Source organism: Klebsiella sp. FDAARGOS_511 (assembly GCF_003812845.1).
GTDB lineage: Bacteria > Pseudomonadota > Gammaproteobacteria > Enterobacterales > Enterobacteriaceae > Klebsiella > Klebsiella grimontii.
In genome coordinates this window covers 3,483,090-3,510,078 of the sequence record NZ_CP033824.1, presented here as the reverse complement: position 1 = coordinate 3,510,078, position 26,989 = coordinate 3,483,090, and the positions used below count along the sequence as shown (strand labels likewise).

Annotated in this window: 22 protein-coding genes and 1 pseudogene; 5 read left to right on the top strand and 18 right to left on the bottom strand. The window is 54.9% G+C overall.

Annotation, left to right across the window (positions count from 1 at the left end; genetic code table 11):
* Positions 1–3: 3 nt before the first annotated feature.
* A complete protein-coding gene (gene gltB, locus EGY08_RS17855) occupies positions 4–4,464 on the top strand; it encodes a glutamate synthase large subunit (protein ID WP_004125728.1) in 4,461 nt (1,486 codons plus the stop codon).
* A gap of 9 nt (positions 4,465–4,473) precedes the next feature.
* Positions 4,474–5,892 carry a glutamate synthase subunit GltD gene (gltD, locus tag EGY08_RS17850; RefSeq protein WP_004125731.1) on the top strand — a complete coding sequence of 473 codons (1,419 nt, stop codon included), beginning with the start codon at positions 4,474–4,476 and terminating at the stop codon, positions 5,890–5,892.
* Between the two features lie 54 nt (positions 5,893–5,946).
* On the opposite strand, the gene EGY08_RS17845 is transcribed toward gltD, so the two are convergent.
* The 9 genes from EGY08_RS17845 to zapE form a co-directional block, all read right to left on the bottom strand.
* Positions 5,947–6,507 (bottom strand): membrane protein, encoded by a 561-nt coding sequence (locus tag EGY08_RS17845; RefSeq protein ID WP_004125733.1) that lies wholly within the window; start codon positions 6,505–6,507, stop codon positions 5,947–5,949.
* A complete protein-coding gene (locus EGY08_RS17840; RefSeq protein WP_123828722.1) occupies positions 6,498–8,912 on the bottom strand; it encodes a fimbrial biogenesis usher protein in 2,415 nt (804 codons plus the stop codon). The genes EGY08_RS17845 and EGY08_RS17840 overlap by 10 nt, the downstream gene beginning before the upstream one ends.
* A 9-nt stretch (positions 8,913–8,921) precedes the next feature.
* A complete protein-coding gene (locus tag EGY08_RS17835; RefSeq protein WP_032742208.1) occupies positions 8,922–9,602 on the bottom strand; it encodes a fimbria/pilus chaperone family protein in 681 nt (226 codons plus the stop codon).
* A gap of 136 nt (positions 9,603–9,738) precedes the next feature.
* Positions 9,739–10,419, bottom strand: coding sequence for a DUF1120 domain-containing protein (locus EGY08_RS17830; RefSeq protein ID WP_049115732.1), 681 nt, complete (start codon positions 10,417–10,419; stop codon positions 9,739–9,741).
* A gap of 774 nt (positions 10,420–11,193) precedes the next feature.
* The gene (gene sspB / locus EGY08_RS17825) at positions 11,194–11,682 is read right to left on the bottom strand and encodes a ClpXP protease specificity-enhancing factor (RefSeq protein ID WP_014226996.1); all 489 of its coding nucleotides are present in this window, start codon (positions 11,680–11,682) and stop codon (positions 11,194–11,196) included.
* Positions 11,683–11,685: 3 nt separating this feature from the next.
* Positions 11,686–12,324: a stringent starvation protein SspA gene (sspA, locus tag EGY08_RS17820; protein WP_004106197.1), complete on the bottom strand. Its 639-nt coding sequence runs from the start codon at positions 12,322–12,324 to the stop codon at positions 11,686–11,688.
* Between the two features lie 311 nt (positions 12,325–12,635).
* On the bottom strand, positions 12,636–13,028 hold the full coding sequence (gene rpsI, locus EGY08_RS17810; RefSeq protein ID WP_000829815.1) for a 30S ribosomal protein S9: 393 nt from the start codon (positions 13,026–13,028) through the stop codon (positions 12,636–12,638).
* A gap of 15 nt (positions 13,029–13,043) precedes the next feature.
* A complete protein-coding gene (rplM, locus tag EGY08_RS17805; protein WP_004106200.1) occupies positions 13,044–13,472 on the bottom strand; it encodes a 50S ribosomal protein L13 in 429 nt (142 codons plus the stop codon).
* A 219-nt stretch (positions 13,473–13,691) separates the two neighbouring features.
* Positions 13,692–14,825: a cell division protein ZapE gene (gene zapE / locus EGY08_RS17800; protein ID WP_004125745.1), complete on the bottom strand. Its 1,134-nt coding sequence runs from the start codon at positions 14,823–14,825 to the stop codon at positions 13,692–13,694.
* Positions 14,826–15,015: 190 nt separating this feature from the next.
* Here zapE and zapG point away from each other — a divergent pair, with 190 nt between their 5' ends.
* From zapG to degS, 3 genes are all read left to right on the top strand, one after another.
* Positions 15,016–15,414 (top strand): Z-ring associated protein ZapG, encoded by a 399-nt coding sequence (gene zapG, locus EGY08_RS17795; protein WP_004125749.1) that lies wholly within the window; start codon positions 15,016–15,018, stop codon positions 15,412–15,414.
* 172 nt (positions 15,415–15,586) lie between these two features.
* On the top strand, positions 15,587–16,954 hold the full coding sequence (gene degQ, locus EGY08_RS17790) for a serine endoprotease DegQ (RefSeq protein ID WP_004125752.1): 1,368 nt from the start codon (positions 15,587–15,589) through the stop codon (positions 16,952–16,954).
* A gap of 86 nt (positions 16,955–17,040) precedes the next feature.
* Positions 17,041–18,102, top strand: coding sequence for an outer membrane-stress sensor serine endopeptidase DegS (gene degS / locus EGY08_RS17785; protein ID WP_004125755.1), 1,062 nt, complete (start codon positions 17,041–17,043; stop codon positions 18,100–18,102).
* 26 nt (positions 18,103–18,128) lie between these two features.
* Here the strand turns inward: degS and EGY08_RS17780 are convergent, their stop codons facing one another.
* The 9 genes and pseudogenes from EGY08_RS17780 to EGY08_RS17740 form a co-directional block, all read right to left on the bottom strand.
* On the bottom strand, positions 18,129–18,833 hold the full coding sequence (locus EGY08_RS17780; protein ID WP_123828721.1) for a triphosphoribosyl-dephospho-CoA synthase: 705 nt from the start codon (positions 18,831–18,833) through the stop codon (positions 18,129–18,131).
* A gap of 125 nt (positions 18,834–18,958) precedes the next feature.
* Positions 18,959–20,259: pseudogene (locus EGY08_RS17775) on the bottom strand (oxalacetate decarboxylase subunit beta).
* Between the two features lie 15 nt (positions 20,260–20,274).
* On the bottom strand, positions 20,275–22,050 hold the full coding sequence (gene oadA, locus EGY08_RS17770) for a sodium-extruding oxaloacetate decarboxylase subunit alpha (RefSeq protein ID WP_004125768.1): 1,776 nt from the start codon (positions 22,048–22,050) through the stop codon (positions 20,275–20,277).
* Positions 22,051–22,065: 15 nt separating this feature from the next.
* Positions 22,066–22,314, bottom strand: coding sequence for an oxaloacetate decarboxylase subunit gamma (locus EGY08_RS17765; RefSeq protein ID WP_123828720.1), 249 nt, complete (start codon positions 22,312–22,314; stop codon positions 22,066–22,068).
* Positions 22,315–22,590: 276 nt separating this feature from the next.
* Positions 22,591–23,208 (bottom strand): L(+)-tartrate dehydratase subunit beta, encoded by a 618-nt coding sequence (ttdB, locus tag EGY08_RS17760; protein WP_049114911.1) that lies wholly within the window; start codon positions 23,206–23,208, stop codon positions 22,591–22,593.
* Positions 23,208–24,107: a L(+)-tartrate dehydratase subunit alpha gene (gene ttdA / locus EGY08_RS17755; RefSeq protein WP_004125775.1), complete on the bottom strand. Its 900-nt coding sequence runs from the start codon at positions 24,105–24,107 to the stop codon at positions 23,208–23,210. The genes ttdB and ttdA overlap by 1 nt, the downstream gene beginning before the upstream one ends.
* A 32-nt stretch (positions 24,108–24,139) precedes the next feature.
* Positions 24,140–25,408: an SLC13 family permease gene (locus EGY08_RS17750; protein WP_004125778.1), complete on the bottom strand. Its 1,269-nt coding sequence runs from the start codon at positions 25,406–25,408 to the stop codon at positions 24,140–24,142.
* 210 nt (positions 25,409–25,618) lie between these two features.
* On the bottom strand, positions 25,619–26,284 hold the full coding sequence (locus tag EGY08_RS17745; protein ID WP_004125788.1) for a GntR family transcriptional regulator: 666 nt from the start codon (positions 26,282–26,284) through the stop codon (positions 25,619–25,621).
* Entirely contained in the window at positions 26,256–26,900 is a 645-nt protein-coding gene (locus EGY08_RS17740) for a GntR family transcriptional regulator (RefSeq protein ID WP_004125791.1), read from the bottom strand. The genes EGY08_RS17745 and EGY08_RS17740 overlap by 29 nt, the downstream gene beginning before the upstream one ends.
* Between the last annotated feature and the right edge of the window lie 89 nt (positions 26,901–26,989).

Sequence of the window (26,989 nt, the reverse complement as noted above, 5' to 3'; positions counted from 1 at the left end):
GATATGTTGTACGATAAATCCCTTGAGAGGGATAACTGTGGTTTCGGCCTGATCGCCCACATAGAAGGCGAACCTAGCCACAAGGTAGTGCGAACCGCTATACACGCACTGGCCCGAATGCAGCACCGCGGCGCAATTCTTGCCGATGGAAAAACCGGCGACGGTTGTGGCTTGCTGCTACAAAAACCCGATCGTTTCTTCCGAATTGTTGCGGAAGAGCGCGGCTGGCGTTTAGCCAAAAATTACGCCGTTGGGATGCTGTTCCTTAATAAGGATCCTGATCTGGCCAAAGCGGCGCGCCGCATCGTCGAAGAAGAACTTCAACGCGAAACGCTGTCTATCGTCGGCTGGCGCGATGTGCCAACCAATGAAGGCGTTCTCGGTGAAATCGCCCTCTCCTCGCTGCCCCGTATTGAACAAATCTTTGTGAACGCCCCGGCTGGCTGGCGTCCGCGCGACATGGAGCGCCGTTTATTCATCGCGCGTCGCCGTATCGAAAAGCGTCTGCAGGAAGATAAAGATTTCTACGTCTGCAGCCTGTCGAACCTGGTCAACATTTATAAAGGTCTGTGTATGCCGGCGGATCTGCCGCGCTTCTACCTGGACCTCGCGGACCTGCGCCTGGAGTCGGCAATCTGCCTGTTCCACCAGCGCTTTTCCACCAACACCGTGCCGCGCTGGCCGCTGGCGCAGCCGTTCCGCTATCTGGCGCACAACGGCGAGATCAACACCATCACCGGCAACCGCCAATGGGCCCGCGCCCGAACCTATAAGTTCCAGACGCCACTGATCCCGGACCTCCACGACGCTGCACCGTTCGTCAATGAAACCGGCTCTGACTCCAGCTCCATGGATAACATGCTGGAGCTGCTGCTGGCGGGCGGGATGGATATCATCCGCGCCATGCGCCTGCTGGTGCCGCCAGCCTGGCAAAACAACCCGGATATGGACCCAGACCTGCGGTCGTTCTTCGACTTTAACTCCATGCATATGGAGCCGTGGGACGGCCCGGCGGGCATCGTCATGTCCGACGGTCGCTATGCCGCCTGTAATCTCGACCGTAACGGTCTGCGCCCGGCACGCTACGTCATCACTAAAGATAAGCTCATCACCTGCGCTTCCGAAGTCGGTATCTGGGATTACCAGCCGGATGAAGTGGTCGAAAAAGGCCGCGTCGGCCCGGGCGAGCTAATGGTTATTGATACCCGCGAGGGGCGTATTCTGCACTCCGCGGAAACCGACAACGATCTGAAAAGCCGCCACCCGTATAAAGAGTGGATGGCGAAAAACGTCCGTCGCCTGGTGCCATTCGAAGATCTGCCGGATGAAGAGGTCGGTAGCCGCCAACTGGACGATGATACCCTCGCCAGTTACCAGAAACAGTTTAACTACAGCGCTGAAGAGCTGGACTCCGTCCTGCGCGTACTGGGTGAAAACGGCCAGGAGGCGGTCGGCTCAATGGGCGACGATACCCCATTTGCCGTGCTCTCCAGCCAGCCGCGTATCATTTACGATTACTTCCGCCAGCAATTCGCGCAGGTGACCAACCCGCCGATCGACCCGCTGCGCGAAGCGCACGTCATGTCGCTGGCCACCAGCATCGGCCGTGAAATGAACGTCTTCTGCGAAGCGGAAGGCCAGGCGCACCGCCTGAGCTTCAAATCGCCGATTCTGCTGTACTCCGATTTTAAACAGCTGACCACCATGGAAGAGGAGCACTATCGCGCCGACGTCCTGGATATCACTTTTGATGCCACCGCAACCACGCTGGCTGAAACCGTGAAGGCGCTGTGCGATAAAGCCGAACAGATGGTGCGTAACGGTACCGTTCTGCTGGTGCTCTCTGACCGCAACATCGCGAAAAACCGTCTGCCGGTACCGGCTCCGATGGCGGTAGGCGCGATTCAGACCCGGCTGGTCGACAAGAGCCTGCGCTGCGATGCCAACATTATTGTCGAAACCGCCAGCGCCCGCGATCCGCACCATTTTGCCGTGCTGCTCGGCTTCGGTGCGACGGCTATCTATCCGTACCTCGCCTATGAAACCCTGGCGAAGCTGGTGGATAACAAAGCCATCGACAAAGCGTACCGCGCGGTGATGCTGAACTATCGTAACGGCATCAACAAAGGCCTGTATAAAATCATGTCGAAGATGGGGATTTCGACTATTGCGTCCTATCGCTGCTCGAAGCTGTTTGAAGCAGTCGGCCTGCATCGCGACGTCTCAGACCTGTGCTTCCAGGGCGTTGTCAGCCGCATCGGCGGCGCGAGCTTCGATGACTTCCAGCAGGATCTGCTGAACCTGTCGAAACGTGCCTGGCTGGCGCGTAAACCGCTGGACCAGGGCGGCCTGCTGAAGTACGTCCACGGCGGCGAATATCACGCCTACAACCCGGACGTGGTGCGTACCCTGCAACAAGCGGTACAAAGCGGCGAATACAGCGATTACCAGCAGTACGCGAAGCTGGTTAACGAGCGCCCGGCGGCAACGCTGCGCGATCTGCTGGCCGTGACGCCGGACGGAACCACGGTGAGCCTGGACGACGTTGAACCGGCCAGCGAACTGTTTAAACGCTTCGATACCGCGGCGATGTCTATCGGCGCGCTGAGCCCCGAAGCGCACGAAGCGCTGGCGGAAGCGATGAACAGCATCGGCGGTAACTCCAACTCCGGCGAAGGCGGCGAAGACCCAGCGCGCTATGGCACCAATAAAGTGTCGCGCATTAAGCAGGTTGCTTCCGGCCGCTTCGGCGTAACCCCGGCTTATCTGGTCAACGCCGACGTTATCCAGATTAAAGTCGCTCAGGGCGCGAAGCCTGGCGAAGGCGGCCAGTTGCCGGGTGATAAAGTGACGCCGTACATCGCTAAACTACGCTATTCAGTGCCGGGCGTGACGCTGATCTCCCCGCCGCCGCACCACGATATTTACTCTATCGAGGATCTGGCGCAGCTGATTTTCGACCTGAAGCAGGTCAACCCGAAAGCGATGATCTCCGTGAAGCTGGTTTCTGAACCGGGCGTCGGGACTATCGCCACCGGCGTTGCAAAAGCTTACGCGGATTTAATCACTATCGCCGGCTATGACGGCGGCACCGGCGCCAGCCCGCTCTCTTCAGTGAAGTACGCGGGCTGTCCGTGGGAACTGGGACTGGTGGAAACACAGCAGGCGCTGGTTGCCAACGGGCTGCGCCACAAAATTCGTCTGCAGGTGGACGGCGGCCTGAAAACCGGCCTTGATATCATCAAAGCGGCCATCCTCGGGGCTGAGAGCTTCGGCTTCGGTACCGGCCCAATGGTCGCGCTGGGCTGTAAGTATCTGCGTATTTGCCACCTGAACAACTGCGCAACCGGCGTAGCAACCCAGGATGACAAACTGCGTAAGAACCATTATCACGGTCTGCCGTTTAAAGTGACCAACTACTTTGAATTCATCGCCCGCGAAACGCGCGAGCTGATGGCGCAGCTGGGCGTGAAGCGTCTGGTGGATCTGATTGGCCGCACCGACCTGCTGAAAGAGCTGGACGGATTTACCGCCAAGCAGCAGAAACTGGATCTGAGCAAACTGCTGGAAACCGCAGAGCCGCATCCAGGCAAAGCGCTGTACTGCACGGAGAACAACCCGCCGTTCGACAATGGCGTACTCAACGCGCAGCTGCTGCAGCAGGCGAAACCGTTTGTTGACAGCAAGCAGAGCAAAACGTTCTGGTTCGATATCCGCAACACCGACCGCTCCGTTGGCGCATCGCTGTCCGGTTATATCGCCCAGACCCACGGCGACCAGGGGCTCGCTGCCGACCCAATTATCGCCCACTTTAGCGGTACTGCGGGCCAGAGCTTCGGCGTGTGGAATGCAGGCGGCGTCGAGCTGCATCTGACCGGCGACGCGAACGACTACGTGGGCAAAGGGATGGCCGGCGGCCTGCTCGCCATTCGTCCTCCGGTAGGCTCGGCCTTCCGCAGCCACGAAGCCAGCATCATCGGCAACACCTGCCTGTACGGCGCGACCGGCGGTCGCTTGTATGCTGCGGGCCGTGCGGGCGAGCGTTTCGCAGTGCGTAACTCCGGGGCTATCACCGTCGTCGAAGGTATCGGCGACAACGGCTGTGAATACATGACCGGCGGCATCGTCTGCGTGCTGGGCAAAACCGGCGTCAACTTTGGCGCAGGCATGACCGGCGGCTTTGGTTACGTTCTGGATGAAGATGGCGACTTCCGCAAACGCGTGAACCCTGAACTGGTAGAAGTGCTGGACGTTGACTCTCTGGCCATCCATGAAGAGCACCTGCGCGGTTTGATTACCGAGCACGTGCAGCTTACCGGCTCGCAGCGCGGCGAAGAGATCCTGGCGAACTGGCCGGCCTTCTCAGCGAAGTTTGCGCTGGTTAAACCGAAGTCCAGCGATGTTAAAGCACTGTTGGGTCACCGTAGTCGTTCCGCAGCTGAGCTGCGGGTGCAGGCGCAGTAAGGGGTTAAGATGAGTCAGAATGTCTATCAATTTATCGACTTACAGCGAGTTGATCCGCCAAAGAAAGCGCTGAAGATCCGTAAAATTGAATTTGTGGAAATTTACGAGCCGTTTTCAGAAGGCCAGGCCAAAGCACAGGCGGACCGCTGCCTGTCCTGCGGCAACCCGTACTGCGAATGGAAGTGCCCGGTGCATAACTACATCCCGAACTGGCTGAAGCTGGCTAATGAAGGGCGTATTTTTGAAGCGGCGGAGCTGTCGCATCAGACCAATACCCTACCGGAAGTCTGCGGGCGCGTTTGCCCGCAGGACCGCCTGTGCGAGGGTTCCTGTACGCTGAACGATGAGTTCGGCGCGGTCACCATCGGCAACATCGAACGCTATATCAACGATAAAGCGTTCGAAATGGGCTGGCGCCCCGACCTTACCGGCGTAAAGCAAACCGGTAAAACCGTCGCCATTATCGGCGCGGGTCCGGCGGGCCTGGCATGCGCCGACGTGTTGACCCGCAACGGTGTGAAGGCGGTGGTTTTCGATCGCCATCCGGAAATCGGCGGTCTGCTGACCTTTGGTATTCCGGCGTTTAAGCTGGAAAAAGAGGTGATGACCCGCCGTCGCGAGATCTTCACCGGTATGGGCATCGAGTTCAAACTCAATGTCGAAGTGGGCCGTGATGTGCAGCTCGACGATCTGCTGAAAGATTACGATGCGGTGTTCCTCGGCGTCGGGACCTATCAGTCTATGCGCGGCGGGCTGGAAAACGAAGACGCCAGCGGGGTCTTTGATGCGCTGCCGTTCCTGATCGCCAATACCAAGCAGATCATGGGCTTTGGCGAAACGGCGGACGAACCGTACGTCAGCATGGAAGGTAAGCGCGTCGTGGTTCTTGGCGGTGGCGACACCGCAATGGACTGCGTGCGTACCTCGATTCGCCAGAACGCCACCCACGTCATCTGCGCCTATCGCCGTGATGAGGAGAACATGCCGGGATCGAAGCGCGAAGTGAAAAACGCGCGTGAAGAAGGCGTGGAGTTCCAGTTCAACGTTCAACCGCTGGGCATTGAAGTGAATGCCAACGGTAAAGTCTGCGGCGTGAAGATGGCGCGTACGGAGATGGGCCAGCCGGATGCGAAAGGCCGCCGCCGCGCGGAAATCGTGGCCGGTTCTGAGCATGTGGTACCCGCCGATGCCGTGGTCATGGCGTTTGGTTTCCGCCCACACAGCATGGAATGGCTGGCGAAGCACAGCGTCGAGCTGGATTCTCAGGGCCGCGTGATTGCGCCGGAAGGCAGCGACAACGCCTTCCAGACCAGCAACCCGAAAATCTTCGCCGGTGGCGACATCGTTCGCGGTTCCGATCTGGTGGTGACGGCGATTGCCGAAGGCCGTAAAGCGGCTGACGGGATCCTGAACTACCTGGAAGTGTAAAAAAACAAAACGCCGGATGAGAAAATCGTCCGGCGTTTAGCATTTAGCTAAGTGCTATTTGATTAGCAGTCGCCAGGCGATATCCGCTTCAATTGTTGTGTTATCGGTGTTTCCACTGAACATACTCTCGTTGAGCACCGGGAACAGCATCACGCGAAAACTCATTTGCTTCCCTTTCGGCACGACATTATTTTCTACGGCGATTACCGCCTCATTGTTTCGCACATATAGCGGAGATGGTGTCCCGCTTTCCGGCGTAAAGTTCAGCTGGTCCGCTGTTTTTCCAGCGCTGTAGGACTTGCCATCAACGGTAATATTTTCAACCTTAAGCCCAACCCCACCGCGAGTGCCAAACAACAAGCGACCTTTCTCGCCAGCAGCCCCCTGAACCAGCACCGCCATCTGATGCATTTCAGAACAGGAAACATTCACATTCACTTCCCACTCAGACAGTTTGTGCCAATTCTGGGTAGTGGAAACAATGTCATCACGGCGTATCTGGTTATAATCAATTTTTGTCCGGGAAAGCGTAATCTGGCACTCTTCGGCACGAACAGCACCTGACAGCAACATTCCCGCAGATAACAGCATCCCTACCCACTGATTCATCGACATACGCCGTCCACCTCTTCGTAAAATGCGTCTTCATCCCTCTTATTGCTTAAGATGTAATCAATCTTGCACAGTCGGTTATTATTGTCGTCCATGGCATACAGTGCCGAAAGCTGGCCAGCCTCATTAAGGAAAACATGCCCGTCATCCACGCTGGTGACAATATAATTGCCCTTCTCATCAACGATGGATAATCCCTTATCCAGCGCCCTGTTATCCGCACGCTTAACGCGGATCATCACCCGACGATTATTCAGGACTTTAAAACCGACTTCGCTCACCGAAGCATGCGCAGCTGCCACATACTTTGTTCCATTTGCCAGCGTCATACTCGCAGGCAGCTTGTTCGCGTTAATTTCAATGCGCGAATTACGCCACTCATTCAACCCAGGGATAACAGCCTGCCCCCAATAATCGGTCCAGACCGTCCCCTGCGGAGTACTGATTTCAACGCCAGCTTTCGATTCATTCAGTTTTGCAATGGCAAACGTATTCCGAATGGTATAAGGCGTGAAGGTGACGCCGCTTTTATGCGCCGCAACCCCACCTGAGAGCGTGGCATTATAATTACGCTGGCGCGAACCCACGCTCCCGCCGCCAATGCCTAATCGAGTGTAATGTAAGTTAGTGCTCAGGTTGCCGTTAACGCTATTCTCACTCTCTCCCCTGTCCCGATCGACGGAGATATAGTAGTAAGAATCCGGTGACAGTGCGCCAGAGTTCTGCACGCCGTAGCTGTTACGGTTGCCCTGTTTACGCATATAGCTACTGACGTGCTGCGAACCGCCAAACGGAATGCTCAGGTTAACGTAGATCAGGTCATCATCCTGTCTCCCGTCTTTGTTCCCCATTGCTCTCTGCCAGTTCGCAGAAACGGTGGCTCGTTCGAAGCTCCTGCCCCATGAAAGCAACAGGTAGCGGGAATCATTACCCTCACCTCTGCTTTGGTTGTAACTAAAACCGGCGCTAAATGCCCCCCCAAGCGGCGTAAACCAGGCCAAACTGGTGGAATACGTATTACTATAAGGCTGAAAATCATCGTTCAGCGCGTCAGTCAGCTCGCGATAGCCGGGGCTAAAATGCGCCGCGCTCGCTGACATACTTAAAGATTCTGCCAGCTTAAGTGAACTCTGTAGCTCAGTTTTCACTCCGCTATTTTTCTCGCCGAATTTTCCCTGGCTTGCAGCCACGCTGGTGGAGGCACTCCAGTTATCGGTAAGCAGGTATTCTGTATGGGCGCCGCCGCCAAGGTAATTTTTCGTCGCCGCACCAGAAGCCAGCAGATTCAGCCGAGGCAATATGCGCCAACCGTCAGAGAGATTAAACACCCAGGGATTTTCATAATCCCCTTTAATATCGCGTATCTGACCAAAAGAGACGGCCAGACCCTGCGGTCGGGAAAGCTTCCGCGCCGTGACGGATGCGGCTGGAACAATAAAGCGATTGCTTGAACCATCGGATTCAATAACCGTCACCTCCAGTTCCACATTAGTGCTCGCTATTGGTACATCATCGAGCGTGAACGGTCCTGCCGGAACCAGCATGCTGTAGAGAAGTCGTCCGCTCTGACGAACCTCCACGCGCGCCTGAGCATTATGCGCCATTCCTGAAACGCTGACGCCGCTTCCGCTGCCCTGCAAAGCTCGGGTAGGCATCAGTTGCACGCCAACAATCGGGGCTCCACTCAGGACATATGAGCTGACATTGATCTCCCCGACCTGCGCAGTCATCTTCAAGGCGTCAAAAACGTGCTCGGCAAAGGTATAAACACTTTCAACATTCTTATCGCCATTATCGTCGGTAAGGATATAGCGGCTACGCAACGACCAGTCGCTAATGTTTATGCCACCTTCCAGACTGGCCTGAGAATAGAGGCTGGTATCGCTGCCACCATATTCGCTGCGGGTACTGAACAGGTCATAGTTGAGCAATCCAGCTATTCCGCCGTGCTGAAAGCTTTTGATATCACCATTCATCCCATTCAGCGCCTCCGGCGGGAGATACAGTTCGATCATTTCCTGACCAGGCAAGGCTTTCACTACCGCCTGCGCGTAGTCATTGACGATGTCATGGCACTCTTCATTTTTTTTCAGGGGGACCGGCATTAATCCGGAAAACTCAATAAAATCACCATCAACGCACAGCGTACCATCCTCACCAAAACGTGCCGCGACGGTTCCTTTATCCTTACCGTTAATCTTCACCCGCACGGAATGCGGACCGGGGAGAAAGCGTGGAGCACGCGCAAAATAACGGTTGAGATTGACATTCAATCCGCGTGACTGAATCATCTCAGTATCAAACGTTATCTCTTTGGCTAGTACATCAACGGAACAGAGTGCAGCCAGCGGCAAGATTCCATACAATGACGCACAGGAGCGAGAAGTAAGACGGCGTTTTTTAAACATAGACGCTTCTTATTTTGCATTCAGGTCCGAAATAAAACTAGGCACTTCAATACCATAGCGGCTAGCCGGATAGAATTGAACTTTATTATCACCATTAATATTTTTTGAAACGGTGATATTCAAAGTTTCTCCTGGCAAGATGTAACTTTTACTAATATGCCCCTTCGTACCAGATGGTAGAAAAACTATCTCAGGAGCCAGACGAACAACATATTTATCAGGATTGATGACTTTTGCAGTATTTCCTGAGCCTGACCACTGCAGATACTTCCACGCATCCGTCACAACGGCAAGGCTCGCAGGACGAATCAGCACGGGTAAATCCTGACGAATATTGAAGCCAATTTTAATTCTTTTATTTTCACTTTTTGGCGGAATGCCTTCAAACGTCACGCGTTTAAAATGTTCGACGGCCAATGGGTTATTATTCTGCAGAATAAAACGGACTTGTTGCGTTTGCCCGGGTTCTACGCGAACGACGGGTTGCGTAGGTATCAGCTTCAAATCCTTACTTTCATCAGGCAAATCAATAACCGTTGTATACAATAATGCGGGGTGCGCATCCGTATTTTTCACGTTCATTGTGCCACTGTGAGTCGCCTCATCAATCACTAATAAACTTGTTTCCGGCACCATCCCCTCAGCAAAAACAGAGAGTGAGGCAAAATAGAAAATAGAAAAAATAATAATTTTGGCTGATGAATAATTAAAAAAGCGCAAAACAAACCCCTTGGATAATTCACGCCCCGTGTTAACCAGGACAATAAAAATGGGAGCAGCCCAAAATAGTCGCTCCCATTTTATTAATAGTCTATGATATCAAGAATTACAGATAACGCAGGCTGATAGTTAGCTCACCATCCATCGCAGTGTCATCAGTAATAGCCAGCGTGCTGGTATTTTGAATAGCCAGAGACGTTACCAGTGGGAACGTCGCGGTTTTGAATGCAACCGGTGTGCTAGAAGAACCAAAGGCCGCAACAGAAAAGTCGCGGAAAGAGCCTGCTGTGATACCATCGGCGCTCTTGGCCCACTTAACACCTGAATCATAATAATCAGTGCTAATAGCGGTCACACCTTGGCCGTCAGCGGTTACGCCATCAACTTTTACGAACATGCCATAAGAACCAATATTGACGTTACCCGCTTTGCCCACGCCGTAAGTCATGCGATCGTCATCAAGGGAGTTACCAAGAGCGCTGGCATTTTCAACGGTTAATTTAGCATTAGAGCTGCTACGCTCATCAATCAAATTCCAGGATAATTTGGTTGCAGCAGTACAGTTAATGGTCAGGTTGATATTTTTCTGCCCCAGTTGATTAACTGCTGTGGCGGATAATTCACCCAGGTTAATCGTACCATAGTCCACCACACCACCATTATCGAGAGTGGGTGTGCATGCTGCGTTTGTTAAAGTACCCTTTACTTTTAATACAGCAGTAGGATTAGCAGCAATAGCCGAAGTCGCGCTCATTGCCAGAATGGCAGCCAGAAGTGTTTTTTTCATTAGTCAATCCTTAACGTACAATATATTTATATATCTAATAAACGCATTTTAAAAGAAAAGGCGCGTCTTGAATACGAAACGAACAATACATTAAAGGGTACAATAAAATACACTTAGAAAAATTAACTTTAAATGTAGGGAAGCTTAATCAATAATTAATCAATATAATTATCCTTCTGCCATTCACGAAAACAAAAACAACAAGAATGAATCATGGCAAGAACCTGAAGATTTTGGGCCTTAACATGGATATTCATTGACTTTAATTATAAAACCACCATGCATGATAAAAATAATATTAATATATTTTATTATCTGGGCGGCAATGAAATACCATCATTCCGAACACTCATTTACAAGAGAAATAAGTTCATATCAAACTCTCGAATATTAATTATATGAATTCAATAAATTCAATAAATTCAATAAATTCAAATAAATTTCTCGCGCAATATTTTAATTTCAGATGCACCCTCATTTATTACAGATCCAGCAAGCTCTTTCACTCATCGACAACTCAGTTTAATAATTTAAGCAAAGACATACCAGGTAGCAGATACACAATGAAAAGAGGGGGGAAGGGGAATAAAATAAACCCAGAAGCCCTACACGGAGTGTAGTAGAATTATGAAGTTTATTAGCGGAGTTTGAAATCAGCGCCGCGTACCCGCATCGGAGAGTATGAAATAGAGAATTAAAGCGGGGATGCTTTGCTTTACGGTAATCACTGTGAATGGCAGAAAGTAAAACAGGCCCCGAAGGGCCTGGAAAAAATCATTTCACGACGCGTAGCGCCGGACGCCCGCCGCGAGGTGGCGGCGTATCGTCAGGATCGTCGTCATGATTATCCGGCTTATCGCCATCGATCACCGACATGACCGTTTCGCTGTCAGGCAGCTCTTCGTCATCGTTCAGGCTAGTGACATCTTCATCATAGGCCGCTTCCGGTTCGAACATGGTCCCCGCGCCATTCTCACGCGCGTAAACCGCCAGTACGGCAGCCATCGGCACAGAAACATTGCGCGGCACGCCGCCGAAGCGCGCGTTAAAACGCACTTCGTCGTTGGCCAGCTCGAGGTTACCGACAGCGCGTGGGGCAATATTGAGAACAATTTGCCCATCGCGAGCGTACTCCATCGGGACCATTACGCCCGGCAGAGTCACGTCAACGACCAGATGCGGAGTCAGCTGGTTATCCAGCAGCCACTCATAGAACGCTCGTAACAGGTACGGGCGACGCGGCGTCAGCTGTGATACATCCATCATTTAGCCCCGACCGAGACGCATTTCACGTTCGGCTTCAGTTAAAGAAGCGAGGAAAGAGTCGCGCTCAAATACGCGAGTCATATAGCCTTTAAGCTCTTTCGCACCAGCACCGACCAGCTCTACGCCGAGAACCGGCAGACGCCACAGCAGCGGCGCCAGGTAGCAGTCCACCAGGCTGAACTCATCGCTGAGGAAGTAGGGCTTCTGGGTGAAAACTGGCGCAATCGCCTGTAGTTCTTCACGCAGCTGCTTACGCGCAGTATCAGCCTGAGAAGCGGTACCGGTTTGAATGGTATTCATCAACGAATACCAGTCCTTTTCGATACGCTGCATGTACAGACGGCTTTCCCCACGCGCCACCGGGTAAACCGGCATTAGCGGCGGATGCGGGAAACGCTCATCCAGATATTCCATAATGATGCGAGATTCCCACAGAGTGAGCTCACGATCCACAAGCGTCGGTACGCTTTGATTCGGGTTGAGGTCAATCAGATCCTGAGGCGGGTTGTCCTTCTCCACGTGCTCTATCTCAAAACTAACACCTTTTTCGGCCAGCACGATGCGGACCTGATGGCTATAGATGTCAGTAGGACCAGAAAACAGCGTCATTACCGAACGTTTGTTGGCAGCGACAGCCATGAAAACCTCCAGGTATATTCAGAATTTTTGTACTGCTGCCGACCACGCATGGCCAGCCAGATGTAAAAACCCCATTTGCGTGACTTCATTTCGTTCGTCATCCAAACAAAAAATGAACAATCACCTGCATTTGGGCAGAAAATTGGATGATAGTTTACCAGATTTTGAAGACGTTGTGGTGAGGGGATTCTGGAAATGCTGAAAAAGTGGTAATAATGGGGCGTTTGTAGAGGGAAAATGGCAAATTTATCCATAAAAAAACCCGCCGAAGCGGGTTTTTTCGCAAATTGTTCTGCGTGAGCAGAAAACAATTAACGTTTGGAGAACTGAGGACGACGACGTGCTTTACGCAGGCCGACTTTCTTACGTTCAACCTGACGAGCATCACGAGTAACGAAACCAGCTTTACGCAGTTCGCCACGCAGGGACTCGTCGTACTCCATCAGAGCGCGGGTGATACCGTGACGGATCGCACCAGCCTGACCAGAGATACCACCACCTTTAACGGTGATGTACAGATCTAATTTCTCAACCATGTCGACCAGTTCCAGCGGCTGACGAACTACCATGCGGGCAGTTTCACGACCGAAGTACTGTTCCAGAGAACGCTGGTTGATAACGATTTTACCGTTGCCCGGTTTGATGAAAACGCGAGCTGCGGAACTTTTGCGGCGACCGGTGCCGTAGTATTGATTTTCAGCCATTGCCTATAATCCCGATTAGATGTCAAGAACTTGCGGTTGCTGTGCCGCGTGGTTGTGCTCGTTACCCGCGTAAACTTTCAGCTTACGGTACATAGCACGACCCAGCGGGCCTTTTGGCAGCATGCCTTTAACCGCGATTTCAATCACACGCTCAGGACGGCGGGCAATCATCTCTTCAAAGGTCGCTTCTTTGATACCACCGATGTGGCCGGTGTGGTGGTAGTACATTTTGTCTTCGCGCTTGTTGCCGGTTACAGCAACTTTTTCTGCGTTCAGAACGATGATGTAATCACCAGTATCAACGTGCGGAGTGTATTCCGCTTTATGCTTGCCGCGCAGGCGCAGAGCCAGTTCGGAAGCCAGACGGCCCAGAGTTTTACCGGTCGCGTCAACAACATACCAGTCGCGTTTTACGGTTTCTGGTTTAGCTGTAAAAGTTTTCATTAAAAGCTTACCCAAATAAATAAGTTACACGTTGGTGAACACCCAAACGTTTAGTCAGTTGAGGTTCACACGACATTGTCCAGCAAACCTACCCCTTCGAATAGCCTATGCCGGCACATAGAAAGTTTTGGGAAAAAAACCTTCTCGTAACGTGGGGTCGCAAGATTATAGAGAAGTCGGGGTCAAAGATCGACCCCTTTATGTGATTTGTACCCGGTTTTACCCCGGTAAGTGTTCTCGCTTCAGATACTCCTCGCTCTGCATCTCCTGCAGGCGCGACAAACAGCGCTGGAACTCGAATTTTAACCTCTCGCCCTGATAGATCTCATAAAGCGGTACCGCCGCGCTGACCACCAGTTTAACGTGGCGCTCATAGAACTCATCGACCAGGGCGATAAAGCGCCGCGCTTCGCTCTCCATCAGCCCGGTCATCACCGGAACGTCAAAGAGCATCACGGTATGAAACAAACGCGAGAGCGCAATATAGTCATGCTGGCTGCGCGCATCCACGCACAGCGTGGCGAACGATGCCGCCAGCGTCTGGTTCTCAACGCCCAGCGTCGGCAGCGGGCGATGGTTGATCTCCAGCGTCGGTGCCTGTTCGCGCTTCGCGCCTGCCAGCGCCAGCCACAGTTTATCCATCTGCTGCTGGGTCTCAGCGTTCAGCGGCGACAGCCACAAATGCGCCTGGGTTAGCGTGCGCAGGCGGTAATCAATACCGGCATCGACATTCATGATATCGCAATGTTGCTTAATGGCGTCGATGGCGGGCAGGAAACGGGCGCGCTGAAGGCCGTTCCGGTACAGTTCGTCAGGAGGAATATTCGACGTCGCCACCAGGGTTATGCCACGAGCGAACAGCGCTTTCATCAGACCGCCCAACAGCATCGCATCGGTGATATCAGAGACGAAAAACTCATCGAAGCAGAGCACGTCGGTTTCAGCTTTGAAACGGTCCGCAACAATTTCCAGCGGATCGCTATGCCCCTGCAGCGTCGTTAACTCTTCATGTACCCGCAGCATAAACCGATGAAAATGCAGACGTTGTTTGCGTTCTCCCGGCAGGCTTTGATAGAACAGGTCCATCAGCCAGGTTTTTCCCCTGCCGACCCCGCCCCACATATAGAGACCGCGAACCGCGACCGTTTCGGCAACGGGTTCGCGCTTGCCCAGCAGTTTGCCGAATTTGGCCCGCAGACCGCCGCCGGTTTGCGGTGCGACCGAAGGTTTATTCTGCAGTTCTTGATAAATCGTATCGAGGCGGCTGACCGCTTCTCGCTGGACGTCGTCAGGTTGATGGCTCCCCTCCTTGAGAGAGGAAAGGTAACGCGATGTTGGGGACAGGCTTTGCATGATCTAATTGTTATTCCTTGAAAACCGTAATGCCATAGCTCACGATTGACGAAAAAAAGGCCGCTCTACACTACGTGATGATACGCCAGGATTCCACTTCTGTGGAATTAGCGGTTATAGTGGCATTATCGGGCGCAGGCGGAGAGCCTCACAGCCACCCTACGGAACCACAAAACAACGGGAGATGTTCATGACCTGGGAATACGCGCTAATTGGGCTAGTTGTCGGCATCATTATCGGCGCCGTCGCGATGCGTTTTGGCAATCGCAAATTACGCCAACAGCAGGCGCTGCAGTTTGAACTGGAAAAGAATAAAGCAGAGCTGGAAGAGTACCGCGAAGAGCTGGTAAGCCACTTTGCCCGGAGCGCAGAGCTGCTGGATAACATGGCGCATGATTACCGCCAGCTGTATCAGCATATGGCGAAAAGCTCCAGCAACCTACTGCCGGACAGCATGGCGGACGCCAATCCGTTCCGTAATCGTCTGGAAGAGTCTGAAGCGGGCAACGATCAGGCCCCGGTCCAGATGCCGCGCGATTACTCTGAAGGCGCATCCGGCCTGCTGCGCGGCGGCGTAAAGCGCGATTAATCCGCCAACACCAGTAAAAATATTTTCCGGGCGCACCCTCTGCGCCCGTTTCAACCTCTCATCCCAGCTACAATTTAGCTATTGCCCACATTGTTACCGGGCCGAAAATTCAATAACATCGGACCATTCGGGACGTTTCCCATACACCTCAGGTTACGAGAGCCAGCATCTAATGAATAAACAGACTTTGCTGTTAAGTGCGTTAGCGTTAAGCGTTGGGTTGTCGTTGTCCGCCTTACCTCCGGCAGCAGCGTCTTTACCGACACAGGTTCCCGGCCAGGGCGCGTTGCCAAGCCTCGCGCCGATGCTGGAAAAAGTGTTACCGGCGGTGGTGAGCGTACAGGTTGAGGGCACCGCGTCACCCGCGCAGAATATGCCGGAAGAGCTGAAGAAGTACTTTGGCGACAATGCGCCGCAAGAGCAGGCGCAGCCGTTTGAAGGCCTGGGTTCTGGGGTCATCATTGACGCGGCAAAAGGCTACGTGCTGACCAATAATCACGTGATTAATCAGGCGCAGAAAATCAGCGTCCAGCTTAACGATGGCCGCGAGTTCGATGCCAAACTGGTCGGCAGCGACGAGCAGAGCGATATCGCCCTGCTGCAGCTGTTAAAACCCAGTAATCTGACGCAAATCGCTATCGCCGACTCCGATAAGCTGCGGGTAGGCGATTTCGCCGTCGCCGTCGGTAACCCGTTTGGTCTGGGTCAGACCGCCACTTCCGGGATTATTTCAGCCCTTGGCCGCAGCGGCCTGAACCTTGAAGGGCTGGAGAACTTTATCCAGACCGATGCCTCGATTAACCGCGGCAACTCCGGCGGCGCGCTGCTGAACCTCAACGGCGAGCTGATTGGTATCAATACTGCAATTCTGGCCCCCGGCGGCGGCAGCGTCGGCATTGGCTTCGCGATCCCCAGCAATATGGCGAAAATCCTCTCCCAGCAGCTAATTCAATTTGGTGAAATCAAACGCGGCCTGCTGGGCATCAAAGGCATGGAAATGAGCGCGGATATCGCCAAAGCGATGAATCTCGACGTCCAGCGCGGCGCCTTCGTCAGCGAAGTGCTGCCAAATTCCGGGTCGGCCAAAGCGGGCATCAAATCTGGCGACGTTATCATCAGCCTGAACGGCAAGCCGCTCAACAGCTTCGCCGAACTGCGCTCCCGCATCGCCACGACCGAGCCGGGGACCAAGGTGAAACTGGGGCTCCTGCGCGAAGGAAAGCCCGTAGAAGTTGAAGTCACTCTCGACAAGAGCACCTCTTCTTCCGCCAGCGCCGAACTTATCGCGCCAGCACTGCAGGGCGCATCGTTAAGCGACGGTCAGATGAAAGACGGGACCAAAGGCGTCGTCATTGATAATGTCGATAAAGCTAGCCCTGCCGCCCAGGCGGGGCTGCATAAAGACGACATCATTATTGGCCTCAACCGCGAGCGCGTACGGTCCATTGCCGAACTGCGAAAAGTGCTTGAAAGCAAGCCGACGGTGATTGCGCTGAACGTCATTCGCGGCAGCGAAAGCATCTATCTGCTGCTACGTTAACTCGCCTTCCGGGCATCGCGTGCAGTGCGATGTCCGGACAAGACGTGTTATGCTGCGCCTGTCCATCCATCAACGATATCTGCATCATGCCTGGAAAGCTTTTACGTTCGATACTTATTGGTTTGATTGTCGGCGGTCTGCTGCTGGCCGTTATGCCTTCGTTGCGCCAGTGGCAGCTTTCGCCAACCACGCAATACGATAGCGCGGATGAATCCCCTGCCAGCTATAATTCCGCCGTTCGCCGCGCCGCCCCGGCGGTCGTGAACGTCTATAACCGCGCCCTCAACAGCACCAGCCATAACCAGCTAACGCTCGGTTCCGGTGTGATCATGGACCAGCGCGGCTATATCCTGACCAATAAGCACGTTATCAACGATGCCGATCAGATTATCGTGGCCCTACAGGATGGTCGGGTTTTTGAAGCGCTGCTGGTCGGCTCGGATACTCTCACCGATCTCGCGGTGTTAAAAATCAACGCCAGCGGCGGCCTGCCGGTCATTCCGATTAACCCGAAACGCGTGCCACATATCGGTGACGTCGTGTTGGCGATCGGCAACCCGTACAACCTTGGGCAAACCATTACCCAGGGCATTATCAGCGCCACTGGCCGTATCGGCCTGAACCCCACCGGACGCCAGAACTTCCTGCAGACCGACGCGTCAATCAACCACGGTAACTCAGGCGGCGCGCTGGTGAACTCGCTGGGTGAGCTGATGGGTATCAACACCCTGTCATTTGATAAAAGCAACGATGGCGAAACGCCGGAAGGGATCGGCTTTGCAATCCCTTTCCAACTGGCAACCAAGATTATGGATAAGCTGATCCGCGATGGCCGCGTTATTCGCGGTTATATTGGGATCAGCGGCCGCGAAATTGCGCCGCTGCATGCGCAGGGCGGCGGCGGCATCGATCAGCTGCAGGGGATTGTGGTGAATGATGTTGCGCCGGAAGGCCCGGCGGCCCAGGCAGGGATCCGCGCCAACGACGTCATTATTTCGGTTAACGACAAACCCGCCGTTTCCGCCCTGGAAACCATGGATCAGGTCGCAGAGATTCGCCCGGGCTCGGAAATTCCGGTGGTGATTATGCGCGATGATAAAAAAATTACGCTGCATATCGCCGTCCAGGAATATCCGGCGACCAATTAACAGGCTCCCCGCCAGGGGAGCGCCTTTCAATCAGCAAACAATGGCCCGGCCGGGAATTTCGCCAGAAACCCGGTCACGGCCAGCAGCGACCGCAGCCCGGGCCACGCAAACTGGCGCTCCCGCAGCTCGTCATCCAGCGTTATCAGCGCAAACTCGCCTTTATCTCCCAGAACGCCGCCCTGCCAGAGCAACCGCTGGGCCTGCTGCCGCGCCCAGGGGGAATCACTTTTCCAGGCCAGCAGATGCAGCAGCGCCTGCTGCAGGCAGATGCCATGTGAATGATTATCCCGCTGCAGCCGCCGGTAAACCGGTAGCGGTATGCTACGCACGGTATAGAAACCGCTGCGGATTTCGCTATCAACATCCGCCATGCCAGCACAAAACTGACCGGCCAAATCGCACAGACGATTGTGCGTCAGCGCCTGCCCCAGAGCATCCAGGCGACCGGCCGCCGCACACAGCAGCGCGTATCTTTGCCGCTCATGTGACAGCGAACCAGGCAGCGTCGGCACCGTTTCAAAAGCCCGGGCCTGCGCATGCCGTACGCCAGCATCATAACACTGGACAAAGAAATCATGGCTACCCTGAGCGATTGAGGGGGGTGCCAGCAAATTCAGCGCCGGTTGCAGCTGTTCGAGCTCATTGAGCGACGCCAGCATGTCATCCACGACCACGTCCTTTGTTGATGTCGACGCCCTGCAGCCAGGACGTAATGCTATGGTTTCATTCATCAAAGTCTCCTTACAGAAAATCCCCGGGTCGCGGCTAACGCCTTACCCGGGCTACGGGTTTACAGTCATCTGCGATCCCGTAGCCCGGGCAGGCGCAACGCGCCGCCTCCGGGAAGAGCACAGAACTACATCGCCAGCACGTACTTGAGCATCACCCCGGCGGCAATCGCCGAGCCAATCACTCCCGCCACGTTCGGGCCCATCGCGTGCATCAGCAGGAAGTTCTGCGCATCCGACTCCAGCCCCACTTTGTTCGACACCCGCGCCGCCATCGGTACCGCCGACACGCCCGCCGAGCCAATCAGCGGGTTGATTTTGTGCTTACTGCACAGGTTCAGCAGCTTCGCCATCAGCACGCCCGCCGCCGTCCCCACGCAGAACGCAATCACCCCCAGCACCAGTATCCCCAGCGTCTGCGGCTGCAGGAACTTGTCCGCCACCAGCTTCGCCCCTACCGATAACCCGAGGAATATCGTCACGATATTTATCAGCCCGTTCTGCACCGTGTCGCTCAGGCGCTCCACCACCCCGCTCTCGCGCATCAGGTTGCCGAAGCAGAACATCCCCAGCAGCGGCGCCGCGTCCGGCAGCAGCAGCGCCACCAGCAGCAGCAGTACCGCCGGGAACAGAATCTTCTCCCGCTTACTCACCGTGCGCAGCTGCACCATGCGGATTTTCCGCTCCTTCTCGCTGGTCAGCGCCTTCATAATCGGCGGCTGGATTAACGGCACCAGCGCCATATACGAGTACGCCGCCACCGCGATGGCGCCCAGCAGCTCCGGCGCCAGTTTCCCGGAGAGGTAAATCGCCGTCGGCCCGTCCGCGCCGCCGATGATGCCGATGGCCGCCGCCTGCGGCAGGGTGAAGCTGATAATCCCGAAGTAGTTCAGCGTCAGCGCCCCGAGCACCGTGGCGAAGATGCCGAACTGCGCCGCCGCCCCCAGCAGCAGGGTCCTCGGGTTGGCCAGCAGCGGGCCGAAGTCGGTCATCGCCCCGACGCCCATAAATATCACCAGCGGGGCGATGCCCGAGCCGATGGCGACCTTATAAAAATCGCCAGCACCCCGGCGGAGTAGCCCATATCCACGGCGAGGTCTTCCATCTGCCCCTGCACCGACGGCAGCGCCAGGGCCAGTGCCTCCTTGATGGCATGAACGTCCGGCGTACAGTTAAGCTTCGCCGCAATCACCGCCAGCTGCCCGGCGTCGTGATGGGCCAGCAGGCTCTCCAGGGCGGTCAGCGCCAGCCCGGCCTCGGGAATATTCGACAGCAGCCCGCCGAAGCCAATCGGCAGCAGCAGCAGCGGCTCGAACTTCTTCGCGATGGCCAGCCACAGCAGCAGCAGGCTCACCAGCAGCATGACGGCCTGGCCGCCGCCGAGGTGCATCAGCCCCATGCCCTGAATCAGGGCGTTCAGACTTTCCATTTCCGTTCCTCTTCCTTACGCCAGGGCCAGCAGGGTGTCGCCCACCGCGACCGCGTCCCCGGATTTCACCGCGATACCGCGCACGGTCCCGGCCTGCGCGGCGCGGATTTCGGTTTCCATCTTCATGGCCTCCAGAATCAGCAGTACGTCGCCCTCGGCCACGCTCTGGCCCTCGGTGGCCAGCACCTTCCAGATAGTGCCCGCCAGCGGCGCGGTCACCGGCGTACCGGCGCCTGCCGGGGCGGCAGCCTGAGCCGGGGCGGAAGGCGCCGCCGGAGCGGCCGCTGTCAGCGGGCTGATATCGCCGCCGTCGCTGACCTTCACCACAAAGGCTTTCCCTTCCACTTCCACGGTGTAGACGCCGGAAGCGGCGGCTTTCACCGGAGCGGCGGCAGGTTTTGCCTCTTCCGCCTGCGGCAGCGGCTCAAAGGCCGCCGGGTTATGGCGGTTCTCAAGGAACTTCAGGCCGACCTGCGGGAACAGCGCCACGGTGAGCACGTCGTCGATGGCGTTCTCCGCAAGCGTGATGCCCTTCTCCTGCGCCTGGCGCTTCACGTCGGCTTCCAGCTCCGCCAGCTCCGGCTTCAGCAGGTCCGCCGGGCGGCAGGTGATGGCTTCGGCGCCGTCCAGCACGCGGGCCTGTAATGCCGCGTTGACCGGCACCGGGGTGTGGCCGTACTCGCCCTTCAGAATGCCGGCGGTCTCCTTCGCAATGGTTTTGTAGCGCTCCCCGGTGAGGACGTTAAGCACCGCCTGGGTGCCGACAATCTGCGAGGTGGGGGTGACCAGCGGGATAAAGCCGAGGTCCTCGCGCACGCGGGGGATTTCCGCCAGCACCTCATCCAGACGGTGGGCGGCGTTCTGCTGCTTCAGCTGGCCTTCGAGGTTGGTGAGCATGCCGCCCGGCACCTGGGCCACGAGGATACGGCTGTCGGTGCCCTTCAGCTGGCCTTCGAAGGCGTGGTATTTTCTGCGCACTTCGCGGAAGTACGCGGCGATGCTCTCCAGCTTCAGGATATCCAGCCCGGTGTCATGTTCCGTTCCGGCCAGCGTCGCCACCAGCGCCTCGGTGGCCGGGTGGCCGTAGGTGGCGCTCATGGACGAGATGGCGGTATCGACGCCGTCGACGCCGGCCTCGATGGCCTTCAGCAGGGCCATCTCCGCCATCCCGGTGGTGGCGTGACAGTGCAGGTGCAGCTTCACGTCATAACGTTTTTTGATTTCACTCACCAGCTCAAAGGCGGCCATCGGGGTGAGAATGCCCGACATGTCTTTAATCGCAATGGAATCGACGCCGGTTTCCAGCAGCTGTTCGGTCAGGTCGAGCCAGGTCTGCAGGGTGTGAGCCGGACTGGTGGTGTAGGAGAGCGTGCCCTGGGCGTGCGCGCCGTGGCTGCGCACCGCCTGCAGGGCGGCCTGCATATTGCGCGGGTCGTTCATGGCGTCGAAGACGCGGAACACGTCCATGCCGTTTTTAACGGCGCGCTCAACGAAGCGCTGCACCACGTCATCGGCGTAGTGGCGGTAGCCGAGCAGATTCTGGCCGCGGAGCAGCATCTGCAGCGGGGTCTTCGGCATGGCCTTTTTCAGTTCGCGCAGGCGGACCCAGGGGTCTTCGCCGAGGAAGCGGATGCAGGCGTCAAAGGTGGCGCCGCCCCAGCATTCGAGGGAGCCGTAGCCCACGTCGTCGAGCCGCGCGGCGACGGGGAGCATATCGTCGAGGCGCAGGCGGGTGGCAAACAGGGACTGGTGGGCGTCGCGCAGGACGACATCGGTAATGGCAACGGTCATGGATTCCTCCGTGAATTAAGGGTTAAGGCGGCGATGGTGGTGAATAGCGGCGACAATTACCGGCTTTAAGCGGGCGAAGTCGTCAGCGGGCGCGGCGGCAGGTGTGGCCTTCGGCGCGGGAGCCGGTTCCGGGAAGAAGCGGTTGACGGCGGCGGACATGCTGCGGATGGCGAAAATCAGCAGGAACAGAAACGCCAGCACAAAGCCCATGCCGAGGCACATCAGGGTGAAGCCTTCACCCAGTAACAGTGCTGCATTAGTCATAAAATAGCCTTCAGGCAGGAGGCACGATAATGATGTTATTTATATCCATCGTCTTTCAAGTTGCTTCTTTGTTGGCTACGTTCGTTCACCCCAGCCACTTACTTGAGTAAGCTCCTGGGGATTCTCTCTCTTGCCGCCTCAAAGCAACTCGAAATCCACTGGGTATATAACGAAAATAATAAGGATGGAGTTCCCTGAACCGCCCCGGCCAGAGTCCTTGTTTATTATCGCAATAAACGTATCGCCATCATTATCGTGCAATTCATATAACCCAGATTATTTGATAAAGCTTACGTTCTGGCATATTTCATCAGCGACGAGCTCTTTACGCTGGTTAAAAATAATTTTGTTCTGTTCGAACAGGTTATTTCCATGGGTATCAATAGAGACAATTAGCGGACCAAACTCTTTTACCCGACATACCCATAGCGTTTCCGGCATTCCCAGATCGCGCCACTGCGCATCTTCGATCTCTTCCACGCACACCGCAGCCACTACCGCGCAACCGGCCGGGAATACGCAGTGCAGCGCTTTATGCTCCGCGCATCCCTCCTCGGTACCTTTCCCCATGCCGCCTTTCCCAACAATTAATTTCACGCCGGTCTTTGCAATAAATTCTTTTTCGAATTTTTCCATGCGCATGCTGGTGGTCGGCCCAACGGAAACCATTTCAAACTTATCGTCCTCACCTTTAATCGGACGGACAATCGGTCCGGCGTGTAAAATAGCGCCACCGCTAACATCAACGGGTAATTCGCGCCCACCTTCAATTAAACGACGGTGCGCCACATCGCGACAGGTCACAATATGACCGTTGAGATAAATAATATCGCCCGCTTTAATATCGGCTAAATCTTCATTTTTAATCGGCGTCGTAAGGATTTTTTTAGTCATCAGAAATTCACTCCGCTGTGAGACGTAATGGTGTAGTTCAAGTCTTTATCAAAAACGATATGTCCTTTTCGGTGCGACCAGCAGCCGACGTTCACCGCCACCCCGATGGTGGAGGGATGGCGCGCGGTGTTTTCAATATTCACACCCATGACGGAGGTATTACCGGACATCCCCTGAGGCCCAAGGCCAATTTTGTTAATGCCGTCTTCCAGCATTTTTTCCAACGACGCCGCACGTTCATTCTCATTGTGCGAGCCTATAGGGCGCATCAGCGCTTTTTTCGACAGCAGCGCCGCCGTTTCAACGGAAGTCGCCACGCCCACGCCTACCAGCAGCGGTGGGCACGCGTTTAAACCGTAGCTGGTCATCACGTCGAGAACAAAGCGGGTAACACCTTCATAACCCGCGCCCGGCATCAGCACCATCGCTTTCCCCGGCAGGGAACAGCCGCCGCCCGCCATATAGGTATAAATGCTGCACCGATCGGAATTGGGAACGATCTCCCAGAATACCGTCGGCGTACCTTTACCCACGTTTTTACCGGTGTTGTATTCATCAAAAGTCTCAACGCTGTTGTGGCGCAGCGGGGAATCCACGGTCGCTTTGATCACCGCTTCACGCAGCAGCGCTTCCAGTTCACCGATCAGCGGGAAGTTAGCCCCGCACTCCACCAGAAACTGAATCACGCCGGTATCCTGGCATGAAGGGCGATCCAGCTCTTTTGCCAGACGCTGGTTCTCAATCATGGTCGTAAAGATGACGTCGGCCAGTTTACTGGTCTCTTTCTTATGCAACTCTTCCAGTTTTACGGTGACATCATCAGGCAAGACTTTGCCGGTGTACCCCACAAATTTGGCCATAATATTGGTCATATGGGATATCTGTTCACTTTTGCTCATACAGGCTCCTTAGTCAGGACAGCTTCCGTTCATTACGGATGAAAAGGGAAAAGGATTGGCAGCAGAATCAGGCTGACAATGGTGGAAACGATAATCAGTGGGATGCCGGATTTGGCGTAGTCAACAAACTTATAGCCGCCTGCCGACAGCACCATCATGTTGGCAGGCATGCCGATTGGCGTGGCGTAGGCGCAAGAACTGCCAATAACCGTCGCCATTAGCACCGCACGAGGATCGGCGCCCATGCCCGCCGCAATCGACAGGCTCACCGGTACTAACAACGCGACGGTCGCGGTGTTGGACATGAAGTTAGTCATAATGATGGACAGCGCAAAGACCACCACCAGCAGCATAAACGGCGAAGAGTTTTGACCCAGCAGGCCAATCACGTGATCCGCCACCAGTTTTCCCGCCCCGGTCATTTCCAGCGCTTTCGCCAGCGCCAGCGTGCCGCCGAAGATAAAAATAGTCTGAGAATCAATGGCTTTATAGGCCTGCTTTTCTGTAAGCACGCCGGTAACCACCAGCACCAGCGCGCCGATACAGCCCGCTACCGCAAGACTCACACCGGTCTGCTTTTCGAAAATCATGCCGAGGATCGTGGCGATCAGAACAACGAAAGAGAGGATTTGCTTCCAACGCGGAACGTGACTGTAATCGCGCTGTTCGCCGACGCTGCCAACTTCCCCACGGTTCGGGTGGTTGGGCAGGAATTTATAGCCGATGGTCAAGAAGTAAATAACGCCGCAAACCAGCATCGGTAAACCGAGTTTGGCATATTCAAAAAAGCCAAAACCGCTGCCAATATTCTGCAAAGCTGACTGCGCAATCAGGTTGCCCGGCGCGCCAATCAACGACAGGTTACCGCCGAGCGCGGCAGCGAAAACCAGCGGCATCAGCAGTCGGGAACGAGCAAAGCCTGATTTTGCCGCCACACCGATAACGACCGGGATCAGGACGGCTGCGGTACCGGTATTGGAGAGGAAACCGGACATCACGCCAACCACGACCATAATGGTAAAAATCAGCTGCTTTTCCGTTTTCGCGAAGCGAGTAATCACGCCCCCCACCTTATTCGCCATCCCGGTTTCAAATAGCGCCCCGCCGACGATAAACATGGCGACGAAGAGAATAACGTTGGTGTCGATAAAGCCGGCGAAAGCCTGCTTGAGATTGAGCACGCCGGTGAGAACCAGCGCGACGCAAACCACCATAGACGTGACCGCGAGCGGTATTTTTTCCCACACAAACATGGCGATAGCAAACACCAGCAAACATAGAGTAATGGTAATCGGTTCCATATTTATAATTATCCCATCAATGATATATGATATTGTATCCAATATTGACGAGAGGGAAACTATTCCCATACAAAGACTAAGTCAATGCGTTTTTCACGAAAGAGTCAGGATTGCGATCTTTATCAAAACCCCGCAAAAGCAGTACCTTAGCGAAATTAATTTATGGAATGAATAGATAAGACGCCTGCAACGATCGTACAGGCGATTAGGTCAGGCCGAGGGCTCGTCGACATAGCGCGTCAGCATATTTTCCATCGAACGGATGATATGCTCGCGCATTAGCTGACGGGCCAACGCTTCATTATGCTGCTCCAGGGCCAGTAAAATCCCTTTATGCTCGCGTATGGAAATGATCGCGTACTCTTCCTCGGTGACCTTATGCCCCATCGAGAGCCCGTTCCACATATTGCTGAGCAGCAGCTTCATTTTGCCGTTTCCGGCCGCGTTCCATATCTCCATATGAAAAGCCTGATTGAGGTCAGAATATTCAGCTGAGTTATTTTCCGCCAACGCTTTTTCCGCAGCGTAATGAACTTCGGCAATGCGCGAAATGTCCGTCCCAGGGCGAGAAGCTTTAGCGACCGCTTCACTCTCCAGCAGCGCGCGAATCTCGTAATGCTCGCGAATCGTTTGTTCGTTAATCCCCAGCACAACCGCCCCTTTATTGGGGCGGACTTTAATCAGCCCATCCGCAGCCAGTATCTGAAATGCTTCACGCACGGGCATACTGGATACGCCAACCATACTGGCGATCCCTTCAAGGGTTATTTCTTGCCCTTCAACTAAATCTCGCGACAGTATCGCTTTACGTAAGACTGCCGCGACCTGCTCTTTCGCTGAAAGAAGCTTAATTTTCCCTAATCGAGGCTTCTGCACTTTCCCAATCCTTCATGTGTTGACGCATTATTTCTGCCAGAGAGAGGAAATAACGCTGCGTTTCCTGCGCGATCTCGGCGCGATCGCCTTGATGGATAGCATCCATCAAAGAACTGAGTATTTGCGCCGACTCCTGATTATCCTCTTTCAGATACAGAATGACATAGCCGATATAACCATCTAAAAACTGCTGATAAATTTTTTCCAGATAGCGGTTATCAATATAAGAAATAAGCGCCTGATGAAACGCCAGCTCCCGAATCCTTTCACCAGGAAGCCCCAACTCTCGCGCTCTCGTAGCCAGCGACTCGCCTGCCGACGCGGGCACCAGTGAAAAAAGCGCCGTTGCCATCGCCGCAATGGCCTGGAAAATATGGCTGACGTGGTCAGGCTCCAGCCGAGAGACCTGCATATGGCGGTTTGGCAAGCGCACCAGAAACCCTTCCTGCTCCAGGGCCTGTAACGCTTCACGAACCGGCATACGAGAAAGCCCCAGCTGTTCCGCAATACTCTCCTGCGCGAGCTCATCCCCCGACTTCATACTGCCGGAAAGGATCTCGTAACGGATCATTTGAGTAATTTGGTCCCTGGTCTGCTTTCTTTCAATTTTTTTCACGACGTCCTCGTTTGTTGCCGCTCAAGACGCGGGGAGTTTAGCAGATTTACCAGCAGGTTGAGTCATTCAGGGGCGGGAGAAAGGCATAA